Below are 11900 nucleotides of genomic sequence, written 5' to 3'. Positions count from 1 at the left end.
CCATAACCGGTCCGTGACGAGAAAACTAGCGGACGTCCCAGACCGGCTCCGGGACCTCCACCACCTCGCCGTCGCTCCTGAACAGCACGAAGCGATCGAAAGACCTGGTGAACCAGCGGTCGTGCGTGACAGCGATCACCGTGCCGTCGAAGGCCTTGAGCCCCTCCTCCAGCGCTTCCGCCGAGGCGAGGTCGAGGTTGTCGGTCGGCTCGTCGAGCAGCAGCACGGTCGCCCCGGACAGTTCGAGGAGCAGCACCAGGAATCGCGCCTGCTGTCCACCGGAGAGGGTCCCGAACCGCTGGTCACCCTGGGCTGCCAACTCGTACCGGTTGAGGTGCTTCATGGCCCCGGCCCGGTCCAGTCCGGACCGGTGCTCGTCGCCGCGCCACAGGACCTCGACCAGGGTCTTCTCCACCAGCTCCGGCCGGTCGTGGGTCTGCGAGAAGTGGCCGGGCCGGACCCGCGCCCCAAGCCGGGCCTTGCCGTCGTGCGAGACCTTCGCGAGGGGCGCCCCGTCGACCGGCTTGTGCTCCAGGTCGGGGTCGGTGCCGCCGGCCGCGAGCAGGCGCAGGAAGTGCGACTTGCCGGTGCCGTTCGCGCCGAGCACGGCGACCCGGTCCCCATACCAGATCTCCAGGTCGAACGGGAACGTCAGGTTCTCCAGCTCGAGCTGCTCACACATGACGGCGCGTTTGCCGGTGCGGCCGCCGCGCAGGTTCATCTTCACCGCCTGGTCCTTCGGCGGCAGTGGCGGCGGGCCGGCCTCCTCGAACTTGCGGAGCCGGGTCTGCGCGGCCTGATATCGGGAGGCCAGCCCGTCGTTGTAGGCGGCCTTGTTCTTGAGCATGAAGACCAGTTCCTTGATCTTCTCGTGCTCCTCGTCCCAGCGGCGGCGCAGCTCCTCCATGCGCTCGTGCCGGTTCATCCGGGCCTCGTGCCAGGAGGCGAACCCACCCGGATGGGTCCACGCGCTGCCACCCTCGACGGCGACGACCCGGCTCGCGGTCTCGGCCAGCAGCTCCCGGTCGTGCGAGACGTAGAGGATCGACTTGTTCGACTCGCGCATCCGTTGCTCCAGCCAGCGTTTGGCCGGGACGTCGAGGAAGTTGTCCGGCTCGTCGAGCAGCAGCACCTCGTCGTTGCCACGCAGCAGCAGATCGAGGGCGAACCGTTTCTGCTCGCCGCCGGAGAGCGTCCGCACGATGCGCGAACGAGCCTCCTCCCACGGCTTGCCGAGAATCGAGACGGTCACCGTGTCGAAGAGCACCTCGGCGTCATATCCACCGACCTCACCCCAGTGGGAGAGCGCGTTGGCGTACGCGATCTGGGACTTCTCGGTCTCGCCGAGCGCCGCGGCCGCCGCCCCCAACCGCGCGCCGGCCTCGCGCAGGGCGGGTGAGACGAGCGACAGAGCAAGATCCTCGAGGGTACGGTCGTCGCCGATCATGCCGATGAACTGGCGCATCACTCCGAGCCCACCGGAACGCGCGATGGTCCCGGACTGGGTCGGTATGTCACCCGCCACCATGCGCATGAGCGTGGTCTTGCCCGCTCCGTTGGGACCGACGAGCGCCACCTTGGCGCCCTCGCCGACCCGGAACGACACGTCGGAGAACAGCTCTCGACCATCCGGGAGCACGAATCCGGCGCCGGCGACATCCACGTAACCCATGGCGGCATCCTCCCTGTCAGCGCGCGTTCAGTCAGCCGAATTTCCGGTGACCCGCAGGACCCGGAACCCCTTCTGGCTGGCCGTTCTCTCGACGGTCCAGCCGAGCCCGGTCAGCCAGGTGTGCAGCGAGTCGCCGCCGAGGTGGCGGTTGATCACCAGCCAGGCCGTGCCGCCGGGGGCGAGCCGGGGCAGCCAGCGCTCCAGCAGGGCGTGCAGCCCGGCCTTGCCGATGTGGGTGGGCGGGTTGCTCCAGATCTCCGTGAACGTCACGTCGTCGGGCACCTCGTCGGGCGCCCGCACCAGGACCCGCTCGCCGAGGGAGAGCCGCTCGGCATTCTCCACGGCCAGGTCACGGGCCCGCGAGTTGACGTCGACCGCGTAGACCGTGACCCGCGGCGCCTCACTGGCCAGCACGCAGGCGATCGGCCCGTACCCGCAGCCGAGGTCCAGGAAGGTGCCCTCGGCCCGGCCGTCGGGCAGACCGGCCTTGCGCAGCAGCACGGCGGTGCCTGGGTCGAGACGGCCGGCCGAGAAGACCCCGGAGGCGACGGCCAGCCGGTAGTCCCGGCCGGCGACGGTGAACTCGATCTCGCCACGCCGCAGCGGCGCGTCGGGATCGGCGGTGAAGTAGTGGTCGGCGGTCACCCGTCAAGTGTCTCGCCGCGGGGTGACGAGCACCTCGCCGGGGTGGCGGACACGGTGTGCGTCAATCGATCAGCGTGCGCGCCTAGCTTGAGGCCCATGCGGTACGCCACCCCGTCGCGCTCCGCCCATCGCGCCGCGCCGGCGGGCGGTCTGTCCCTGCCGATCCGATTCTCCGCCCGGGGCCAGCATCGTCGCCGGTCCCGGCGCCACCTGCGGCGCGAGCCACTGACCACCCATCTGTTCACCCGTGGCCTGGCCGGCCTGATCGTGCTCGGCATCGTCGTGATGCTGGGTGTCCTCATCGTCGCCGACGATCGCCGCCCGTCGGCACAGCTCGCCTGGGCCGAGGTCGACGAGCGGATCGCGACCCGGGCGGTGGATCCGGCGCCGCTCAGCGCGGACGAGGTCTTCCCCACCGGCATCACCGCCTTCGGCGTGACGGAGACGTCCCTCACCGCCGACTGTTCCCTCGCGGCCGGCGGCGCCCTGGCCACGACCCTTCAGCGGTACGGGTGCTCGCAGGCGGTCCGGGCCGCTCTCACCGTCCCGTACGCCGACTACCGCATCACCGCAGGCCTGCTGAACCTGCCCGACGCGACAAGCGCGATGGCCGTCAGCGACCAGGTCCGCTACCTGGTCGAGACGGGCGACGGCAGCTTCACCGGGATGTCCGGCGCGATGACCGGCCCGGGCACCCCAATCCTGTGGCGCACCCGCGGCCACTTCGTCATGTACTGCGTGATCACCGGCCCGTCGGGCGAGCTGATCCCCGCGGACGCCCCGCAGGTCCGGCAGCTGACCCACGACATCCTCGACACGCACCTCCACGACACCGTCCTGATCCGTCGGGCGTCGTGATCCCCGTGTGGTCGTCACCGCGGCCACACGGGGACTTCAGGCGCGCAGGCGGCGGGTGGCCTCGGCGCGGGCCGCGTACCCGGTCTCGTCCGGATAGCCGACCGCGACCAGGGTGAGCCCGTGCGCCGCGGCGACCATCACCTCGCTGGACCGCTCGCGCAGAGTGAGGAGCTTGGCCGGCCACTCCGGGGCCCGCCGCCCGTCACCGACGGTGAGCATCGCCCCGACCAGGCTCCGCACCATGGCCTGACAGAACGCGTCGGCCTGTACGGTCGCCACACACACCCCGTCGGGGTCACGCCGCCAGTCCAGCCGGTTGATCGCCCGGATCGTGGTGGCGTGCTCCTTGCGCCTGCAGAACGCCGCGAAGTCGTGCTCACCCAGCAGCCCGGCCGCGGCGGCGTTGAGGCGGTCCAGGTCGAGCGGCCGCATCCAGCCCAGGGTGTCGTGCCGGCGCAGCGGCTCCGGCCCCCAGGGCGCGTCCGAGACCCGGTACTCGTAACGCCGGAACGTCGCCGAGAACCGGGCGTCGAACGTGTCCGGCACGGGCGCCACCGCACGCACTCGCGCGTCCGCCGGCAGCACCGCGGCGAGCCGGCGCAGCAGTGAGCCCTCCAGCTCGGCCCAGCGCTCGACGGGCAGATCGACGTGGCAGACCTGGCCGGTGGCGTGCACCCCGGCATCGGTGCGGCCGGCGACGGTCAACCCGAGCGGCGTCTCGGCCCCGATCAGGCGGGCGAAACCCTCGATCAGGACCCCCGCGACGGTACGGCGCCCCGGCTGAGCCGCCCAGCCGGAGAAGTCCGCGCCGTCGTACGACACGTCCAGGCGAAGCCGAATGGTGTCCGTCATGCTCTCTCCCCAGAGACAGCCGAGGCCCGGCACCCCGAAGGATGCCGGGCCTCGCCCGATGTGGATCTGATCCGTGTGGATCAGGCCTTGTCGGTGTCCTCGCCCTCGGCCTTGTCGCCGGGCTTGTCCCCGGAAGCGCTCACCGGCGCCTCGGCGTCCTGGTCGTCCTGGACGTCGTCGGCCTTGGCGGCGGCGACCGGGGCGTCGTCCTCGGGGGCGAGCGCCTCGACCTTGGCCTGCTGCGCGGCGGCCTTGCGGGCCTCCTTGGACGGGCCGGTGGTGGCCGCGACCTGCAGCTCCTCGACCAGCTCGATGACGGCCATCGGAGCGGCGTCACCCTTGCGCGGGCCGATCTTGGTGATCCGGGTGTACCCACCGGGGCGGTTGGCGTACCGCGGAGCGATCTGCTCGAACAGGGCGTACACGACGTCCTTGTCCTTCACGGTGGCCAGCACCCGGCGACGGGCGTGCAGGTCGCCGCGCTTGGCCTTCGTGACGAGCTGCTCGGCCAGCGGGCGCAGCCGCTTGGCCTTCGACTCGGTGGTCTTGATCTTCCCGTGCCGGAAGAGCTCGGTGGCCAGGTTGGCCAGGATGAGCTTCTCGTGGGCCGGGCTGCCGCCGAGGCGGGCACCCTTGGTGGGCGTGGGCATTTCAATTGCTCCTTGAAATGGGGCGCAGCCGAGCTCTTAGAGCTGCTCGGTCTCGCGGTAGTCGTCGGTGTCGTAGTCCACGTCGCCGAACGAGTCGACCACGTGCGCGGGGTCGAAGGACGGCGCGCTGTCCTTCAGGCCCAGGCCCATCCCGGCGAGCTTCATCTTGACCTCGTCGATCGACTTCTGGCCGAAGTTCCGGATGTCCAGAAGGTCAGCCTCCGTACGCCCTATCAACTCGCCCACGCTGTTGATGCCCTCGCGCTTGAGGCAGTTGTACGACCGAACGGTGAGGTCCAGCTCCTCGATCGGCAGGGCCAGGTCGGCAGCGAGCTGCGCGTCCTGCGGCGACGGGCCGATGTCGATGCCCTCGGCGGTCTCGTCGAGCTCACGGCAGAGGCCGAAGAGCTCCACGAGGGTCGAGCCGGCCGAGGCCAGCGCGGTCCGGGGAGAGATCGACGCCTTCGACTCGACGTCGATGATCAGGCGGTCGAAGTCGGTGCGCTGCTCGACACGGGTCGCCTCGACGCGGTAAGTGACCTTGAGCACCGGCGAGTAGATCGAGTCGACCGGGATGCGGCCGATCTCGGCGCCGGCGTTCTTGTTCTGCGCCGCGGTGACGTAGCCACGACCGCGCTCGACGGTCAGCTCCATGTCCAGCCGACCCTTGCTGTTCAGGGTCGCCAGCTTCAGATCGGGGTTGTGCACCGAGACACCGGCCGGCGGCTGGATGTCCCCGGCGGTCACGTCGCCCGGGCCCTGCTTGCGCAGGTACATGCTGACCGGCTCGTCGTGCTCGGAGCTGACGGTCAGTTCCTTGACGTTCATGACCAGCTCGACCACGTCCTCCTTGACACCGGGGATCGTGGTGAACTCGTGCAGCACGCCGTCGATCTTGATGCTGGTGACCGCCGCGCCCGGGATGGACGACAGCAGGGTCCGACGGAGGGAGTTACCGAGGGTGTAGCCGAAGCCCGGCTCCAGCGGTTCGATGGTGAACCGGGAACGGGTCTCGCTGAGCGACTCCTCCGAGAGGGTCGGCCGCTGGCTGATGAGCACGCTGTTCTTCTTTCTGTCGGGCCACCCACTATTTGATGGCCGTCTCTGTTCTGCTTCGAGGTGCCGGCCCGAAGGCCGGCACCTCGAAAGAGCTGCTACTTGGAGTAGAGCTCGACGATCAGCTGCTCCTGGACCTGCGTGTCGATGACAGCGCGGGCCGGGAGCGAGTGGATCAGGATCTTCATCTCGCTGGGGATCGGCTCCAGCCACGCCGGGACCGGCTTGGAGCCGGCCTGCGCCTGGGCGACGACGAAGGGCGTGAGCTCCTTCGACTTCTCCCGGAGCGTGACGATGTCCTTGTCCCGGACGCGGTACGACGGGATGTCGACCTTGATGCCGTTCACCAGGAAGTGGCCGTGCTTGACCAGCTGGCGGGCGGCGTCACGGGACGCGGCGTAGCCGGCCCGGTAGACGACGTTGTCGAGACGCGACTCGAGGATCTGCAGCAGCACCTCACCGGTCTTGCCGGGCTTGGTGACAGCCTCCTCGTAGTAACCGCGGAACTGCTTCTCGAGCACGCCGTACACGCGACGGGCCTTCTGCTTCTCGCGGTGCTGGAGCAGGTACTCGGTCTCCTTGGTCCGACCACGGCCGTGCTGGCCGGGCGGGAAGGGACGCGACTCGAACGGGCACTTCGGCCCATCGCACTTGCTGCCCTTGAGGAACAGCTTCATCTTCTCGCGGCGGCAGCGCTTGCAGTCCGCACCTGTGTAACGAGCCATCTCTAGATCTCCCTCAGACCCGGCGGCGCTTCGGCGGACGGCAACCGTTGTGCGGCTGCGGCGTGACGTCGGAGATCTGACCGACCTCGAGGCCGGCGGCCTGCAGCGAACGGATGGCGGTCTCCCGGCCGGAGCCCGGACCCTTGACGAAAACGTCGACCTTGCGCATGCCGTGCTCCATGGCACGACGGGCGGCCGCCTCGGCAGCGAGCTGCGCGGCGAACGGGGTCGACTTGCGGGAGCCCTTGAAGCCCACCTGGCCGGAAGAGGCCCAGGAGATGACCGCACCGGTCGGGTCGGTGATCGACACGATGGTGTTGTTGAAGGTGCTCTTGATGTGCGCCTGCCCGTGGGCGACGTTCTTGCGTTCCTTGCGCCGGACCTTCTTTACTGCGGCCCCTGCGCGTGCCTTCGGTGGCATAAGTCAGTGCGCTCCTATTACTTCCGACCGGGCTTCTTCTTACCGGCGACCGTCCGCTTCGGACCCTTGCGGGTACGAGCGTTGGTCCGGGTCCGCTGTCCACGCACGGGAAGGCCCTTGCGGTGGCGGATGCCGGCGTAGCAGCCGATCTCAACCTTGCGGCGGATGTCCGCAGCGACCTCGCGGCGCAGGTCGCCCTCAACCTTGAAGTTGGACTCGATGTAGTCCCGGAGCTGGACCAGCTCCTCTTCCGTCAAGTCCTTGGCACGCTTGTTCAGGTCAATAGCGGTAGCAGTCAGTGTCTCCACGGCACGGGTACGCCCGATACCGAAGATGTAAGTGAGCGCGATCTCCAACCGCTTCTCGCGGGGGAGATCGACGCCGACGAGACGAGCCATTACTGGCGGTACTCCTCGTTCGTGATCTCGGAGGTCTGTGCCCGTCCCATCCCGCCTGTTCGGGCGGGCCCCGGCCTCCGACCGGGGGTGCAGCCGTGGTCACCCACGGCCGGGACGAGCTTGTTCAGTGGTGCGGATCCTTGCGCTGAGCTCAGCCCTGGCGCTGCTTGTGGCGCGGGTCGGTCGAGCAGATGACCATGACCCGGCCGTGCCGCCGGATGACCCGGCAGTTGTTGCAGATCCGCTTGACGCTCGGCTTGACCTTCACGGTTTGCCTTAACTCTCAGTCAGACGGGATGTGGTGATTCCCCGCGGACCCGAAAGGAGCCGTTCTCGAGCTGGACCGGGGCCCGGAAGCCCTTCCCCGTCTCGAGCCAGGCTCACTTGTAGCGGTAGACGATGCGCCCACGGGTCAGGTCGTACGGCGACAACTCGACGACGACCCTGTCCTCGGGAAGGATGCGGATGTAGTGCTGGCGCATCTTCCCGGAGATGTGTGCCAGGACCCTGTGACCATTGGCGAGCTCAACGCGGAACATAGCGTTCGGCAGTGGCTCGATCACACGGCCTTCGATCTCGATGGCTCCGTCTTTCTTTGGCATGTCCTCCGCTACCTGACATCGGGTTCTTGGGGCAGGCTTGCGCAACGTCACATCCGAACCCCACGATGGGGCCCGAACCAGCCGCGGCTCCACCGGTCCTCGAAGCGCTTGAGGACACGAAGGAGTGGACGCTACGCGCCAGCGAGCCAGTCTACGCTCCCGTAACAGCGACGCCAAACCGAGGGTTCCGTAACCCGCTGTCGGGCGTGTTCGCCGACGGACACCTCGACCATATCCGCCTCAGTGACCTCGTTTGCCACGGTCCCTGAAGTGTGCCAGAAGAGCGAAGACGACCGGGATCAGAACCCAGCCCGGCCAGAAGTAGGGCCACTCCCCCGAGCCGAGGCCACTCATCGCCCACACCACCACACACACCAGGAACACCCCCAGGATGCCCGGGAGAGCCGGCTTCGACGGGTCGCCCTTCACCGGCTGCCCCGGCGCCGCGGCCGGCCGGTGCGGCTCGATGCGGGCCTTCTCCACCGGGACCGTGCCGGGCAGGTCGGCGAGCAGGCCCTCCAGCTCGCCGTAGGTCTTCGCCGCATACGCCTGCTGGACGCGCTCGTCGTACTCGCTCAGATCCAGACGGCCCTGGTCCAGCGCCTCCCGCAACTGGTCCGCAACCCTCTGGCGGTCACCGTCGCCGGCCCGCATCCCCTCGTGCGCCATGCGTGACAGCATGGCAGGGCCACGCCATCGATGACTACGGCTGGCGAGCGGTCACCAGATCGCCCAGCCGGGCCCGGCCACCGTCCGGCGCGGTGGTCACCCACACCCCGTCCTCCAGCAGCGCCATGGTGTGCTCGACGTGCGCAGCGATCGAGTTGTCCCGGGTCACCACGGTCCACCCGTCGTCCAGCTCCACGGTCCGCGGCGAGCCCATCGTGATCATCGGCTCGATGGCCAGCGCCAGACCCGGCTGCAGCTTGATCCCGCGGCCCGGCTTGCCGTGGTTGAGGATGTGCGGGTCCTGGTGCATCTCCGTGCCGATGCCGTGACCGCCGTAGCCGTCGACGATCCCGTACCGCCCGGCTTTGCGGACCGACCGCTCGATGTTGAACGAGATGTCGGTCTGCTTGCCACGACCATTGAGGATGCCCCGCGCGGCCGCCGCGATCCCGGCCCACATCGCGTCCTCGGCGACCTCGGCCATCTTCAGCAGTGCCGGGTCCGTCTCGCCCACGCCGACGGTGATCGCCGAGTCGCCGTGCCAGCCGTTCAGGACGGCGCCGCAGTCCAGAGAGATCAGGTCGCCCTCGTGCAGCACCTGGCCGGCGCTCGGGATGCCGTGCACCACCTGCTCGTTGACCGAGGCACAGATCGACGCCGGAAAGCCGTGGTAGCCCTTGAACGACGGGACCGCGCCCGCGTCCCGGATCACCTTCTCGGCGATCGCGTCGAGATCGGCGGTGGACACACCCGGGGCGACCGCCTCGCGCATCGCGTCCAGGGCCGCCGCGACGACCAGGCCGGCCGCCCGCATCAACTCGATCTGCTCGGGAGTCTTCAGCTGAATGTTCAGCTCTTGGCGGCGCATGGCGGTGAGCCTAACTCTCTCGGTCTCAACAATGCCGCCGCCCCGGGATCTACCCGGGGCGGCGTCGGTCTATCCGTGGTGCGGTGTCAGCCGCCGTACGACCGCAGAGCGTCGATCGCGCGAACGGTGACGTCCTCGACCGGCCCGGTGGCGTCGATCCCCACCAGCTTGCCCTGAGCGCCGTAGAAGTCGACCAGGGGCGCGGTCTTGTCCGCGTACTCGACGAGGCGGTTGCCGATCGTCTCGGCCTTGTCGTCGTCGCGCTGGAACAGCTCGCTGCCGCAGCGGTCGCAGATGTTCTCCTTGCTCGTCGGGTCGAACTCGACGTGCCAGATCTTTCCGCAACCACGACAGGTCCGGCGGCCGGACAGCCGCCGGATGACCTCGTCGTCGTCGACCACGAGCTCCATCACCAGGTCGAGAGCGGTGCCCAGGTCGGCCAGGAGCTTGTCCAGGGCCGAGGCCTGCGGCACGGTACGCGGGAAGCCGTCCAGCAGGAAGCCGTCACCCGCGTCCGGCTCGGCGAGCCGGTCCCGGACCATGTTGATGGTGACCTCGTCCGGGACCAGCTGCCCGGCGTCCATGTAGCGCTTGGCCTCGACGCCCAACGGCGTCCCCTGCGACACGTTCGCCCGGAAGATGTCCCCGGTCGAGATCTTCGGTACAGCGAGATGGGCGGCGATGAACTCAGCCTGGGTCCCCTTGCCGGCCCCCGGAGGGCCCACCAGTACCAGCCGCACCTACATCGCCTCGCTTCGGTCAGGAAGAACCACGCCTACCGTCGACGCCAGAGCCCCCCGGCCCCGCGTCCCCACTACCGGAGGAACCCTTCGTAGTTCCGCTGCATGAGTTGGCTCTCGATCTGCTTCACCGTCTCCAGACCCACACCCACCATGATCAGCACTGCCGTACCACCGAACGGGAAGTTCTGGTACTGCGACTGATTGAGCCAGATGAAGAAGAAGTTCGGCAGAACCGAGATCAAGCCAAGGTACAGGGCACCCGGCAGGGTGATCCGGCTGAGGATGAAGTCCAGGTAATCGGCGGTCGGCTTGCCCGGGCGGATACCCGGAACGAACCCACCGTACTTCTTCATGTTCTCCGCGACCTCGGTCGGGTTGAACGTGATCGACACGTAGAAGTACGTGAAGAAGATGATCAGCAGGAACATCACGCCGATGTACAGCGGGTTGACCGGGTCGGCCAGGTTGTTCTGAATCCAGACCTGGTACGGCTTGAGGGTGTTCTTGTCGAAGAACTGCAGGTACAGCTGCGGCAGGTAGAGCAGCGACGAGGCGAAGATGACCGGGACGACACCCGCCTGGTTGACCTTCAGCGGGATGTAGGTCGAGGTACCGCCGTACATCCGCCGGCCGATCATGCGCTTCGCGTACTGCACCGGGATCCGGCGCTGCGCCTGCTCGATGAAGACCACCAGCGCGATGATGACCAGGACCAGGCCGATCACGAGCATGAACTTGCCGGTGCCGCTCGACTCCTTGATGCTCCAGCCCTCGCCGGGGAGGCGGGCCGCGATCGAGGTGAAGATCAGGACGGACATGCCGTTGCCGACGCCGCGGTCGGTGATGAGCTCGCCGAGCCACATGACCACACCGGTGCCGGCGGTCATCGTCATCACGAGGACGCTCAGCGTGAGCCACATCGGGATGCCGGTGCTCTCGGGGATGATCTGGTAGGTCGGGTCGTTCTGGTCGCACAGGCCGTTGAACAGCTGACCGGTCCGCGCGAGGGCGACGAACGCCGACGCCTGCAGAACCGCGAGGCCGAGCGTCAGGTACCGGGTGTACTGCGTGATCTTCGCCTGGCCGGACTGGCCCTCCTTGCGCAGCTGCTCGAGACGCGGGATGACCACGGTGAGCAGCTGAAGGATGATCGACGCCGTGATGTACGGCATGATGCCCAGCGCGAAGACGGAGAGCTGGAGCAGCGCGCCGCCGGAGAAGAGGTTCAGCAGGTTCAGCAGATCGTTGTTGGCTGCCTCGGTGATTTTGAGGCACGCCCGCACATTGGCGTATGAGACACCCGGACTGGGCAATGTGGCACCGAGACGGTAGATCCCTACGATCGCTACCGTAAAGAGCAGCTTCTTCCGCAGGTCAGGCGTCCGAAGCGCACTCGTGAAGGCGGACAACAACTGATCCTCCTGCGTGGTCGCCACACTCTGGGTTGCGGTATCCCGGAACTTCGGGCACACATCATTGGACAGCCATAGAGGCCGCCAGCGGAGCACTGTATCAGCAAGGCCGAGAGCGCAACCAGCGGCATCGTCTGGGCCGATGTCCCAGTACAACACAAGTGTCCCGCTTCGTGGCTGAACCGGTTACTTGCGCGTCCATCGAAGTGCCTGTCCCACCCTACGTCACAGGCCGGATCACAGCCCGCTTCCATCGAGGACAACCACTGTGTCGCGGCGATTCGGGCGCATCGAAGCCCTGAGGCGGCCGTCACGGCACTTTGGTGCCG

15 protein-coding genes are annotated in these 11900 nt (G+C 68.2%); 1 reads left to right on the top strand and 14 read right to left on the bottom strand.

The window, feature by feature from the left end; genetic code table 11:
* Positions 1–25: 25 nt before the first annotated feature.
* Entirely contained in the window at positions 26–1672 is a 1647-nt protein-coding gene (locus ACQPZW_RS03230) for an ABC-F family ATP-binding cassette domain-containing protein (protein ID WP_433793338.1), read from the bottom strand.
* Between the two features lie 27 nt (positions 1673–1699).
* Positions 1700–2317: a class I SAM-dependent methyltransferase gene (locus tag ACQPZW_RS03225; protein ID WP_433793337.1), complete on the bottom strand. Its 618-nt coding sequence runs from the start codon at positions 2315–2317 to the stop codon at positions 1700–1702.
* 96 nt (positions 2318–2413) lie between these two features.
* Between ACQPZW_RS03225 and ACQPZW_RS03220 the strand changes: the two genes are divergently transcribed.
* Positions 2414–3175: a hypothetical protein gene (locus ACQPZW_RS03220; protein WP_433793336.1), complete on the top strand. Its 762-nt coding sequence runs from the start codon at positions 2414–2416 to the stop codon at positions 3173–3175.
* 36 nt (positions 3176–3211) lie between these two features.
* Here ACQPZW_RS03220 and truA read toward each other — a convergent pair whose 3' ends face one another.
* The 12 genes from truA to secY all read right to left on the bottom strand — a co-directional run bounded on the left by truA (position 3212) and on the right by secY (position 11571).
* Positions 3212–4027, bottom strand: coding sequence for a tRNA pseudouridine(38-40) synthase TruA (truA, locus tag ACQPZW_RS03215; protein WP_433793335.1), 816 nt, complete (start codon positions 4025–4027; stop codon positions 3212–3214).
* A gap of 80 nt (positions 4028–4107) precedes the next feature.
* Entirely contained in the window at positions 4108–4677 is a 570-nt protein-coding gene (rplQ, locus tag ACQPZW_RS03210; RefSeq protein WP_433793334.1) for a 50S ribosomal protein L17, read from the bottom strand.
* A gap of 36 nt (positions 4678–4713) precedes the next feature.
* Positions 4714–5736: a DNA-directed RNA polymerase subunit alpha gene (locus ACQPZW_RS03205; RefSeq protein WP_093618743.1), complete on the bottom strand. Its 1023-nt coding sequence runs from the start codon at positions 5734–5736 to the stop codon at positions 4714–4716.
* 95 nt (positions 5737–5831) lie between these two features.
* Positions 5832–6458 (bottom strand): 30S ribosomal protein S4, encoded by a 627-nt coding sequence (gene rpsD, locus ACQPZW_RS03200; protein ID WP_433793333.1) that lies wholly within the window; start codon positions 6456–6458, stop codon positions 5832–5834.
* Between the two features lie 13 nt (positions 6459–6471).
* On the bottom strand, positions 6472–6879 hold the full coding sequence (gene rpsK, locus ACQPZW_RS03195; protein ID WP_014440747.1) for a 30S ribosomal protein S11: 408 nt from the start codon (positions 6877–6879) through the stop codon (positions 6472–6474).
* A 17-nt stretch (positions 6880–6896) separates the two neighbouring features.
* The gene (gene rpsM, locus ACQPZW_RS03190) at positions 6897–7277 is read right to left on the bottom strand and encodes a 30S ribosomal protein S13 (RefSeq protein ID WP_433793332.1); all 381 of its coding nucleotides are present in this window, start codon (positions 7275–7277) and stop codon (positions 6897–6899) included.
* 151 nt (positions 7278–7428) lie between these two features.
* Positions 7429–7545, bottom strand: coding sequence for a 50S ribosomal protein L36 (rpmJ, locus tag ACQPZW_RS03185; protein ID WP_014440745.1), 117 nt, complete (start codon positions 7543–7545; stop codon positions 7429–7431).
* 112 nt (positions 7546–7657) lie between these two features.
* Complete coding sequence (gene infA / locus ACQPZW_RS03180) at positions 7658–7879, bottom strand: translation initiation factor IF-1 (RefSeq protein WP_018347787.1); 222 nt, start codon at positions 7877–7879, stop codon at positions 7658–7660.
* 240 nt (positions 7880–8119) lie between these two features.
* On the bottom strand, positions 8120–8548 hold the full coding sequence (locus tag ACQPZW_RS03175; protein ID WP_433793331.1) for a DUF1707 SHOCT-like domain-containing protein: 429 nt from the start codon (positions 8546–8548) through the stop codon (positions 8120–8122).
* 34 nt (positions 8549–8582) lie between these two features.
* Positions 8583–9416, bottom strand: coding sequence for a type I methionyl aminopeptidase (gene map / locus ACQPZW_RS03170; RefSeq protein ID WP_433793330.1), 834 nt, complete (start codon positions 9414–9416; stop codon positions 8583–8585).
* 86 nt (positions 9417–9502) lie between these two features.
* The gene (locus ACQPZW_RS03165) at positions 9503–10156 is read right to left on the bottom strand and encodes an adenylate kinase (RefSeq protein WP_317788683.1); all 654 of its coding nucleotides are present in this window, start codon (positions 10154–10156) and stop codon (positions 9503–9505) included.
* Positions 10157–10230: 74 nt separating this feature from the next.
* Positions 10231–11571 (bottom strand): preprotein translocase subunit SecY, encoded by a 1341-nt coding sequence (gene secY, locus ACQPZW_RS03160; RefSeq protein WP_433797405.1) that lies wholly within the window; start codon positions 11569–11571, stop codon positions 10231–10233.
* Between the last annotated feature and the right edge of the window lie 329 nt (positions 11572–11900).

This window comes from Actinoplanes sp. CA-252034, from assembly GCF_050956125.1.
In the GTDB taxonomy this organism is placed as follows: Bacteria; Actinomycetota; Actinomycetes; order Mycobacteriales; family Micromonosporaceae; genus Actinoplanes.
The sequence above is the reverse complement of the archived record's forward strand: the minus strand, read 5'-3'. Positions and strand labels throughout refer to the sequence as shown.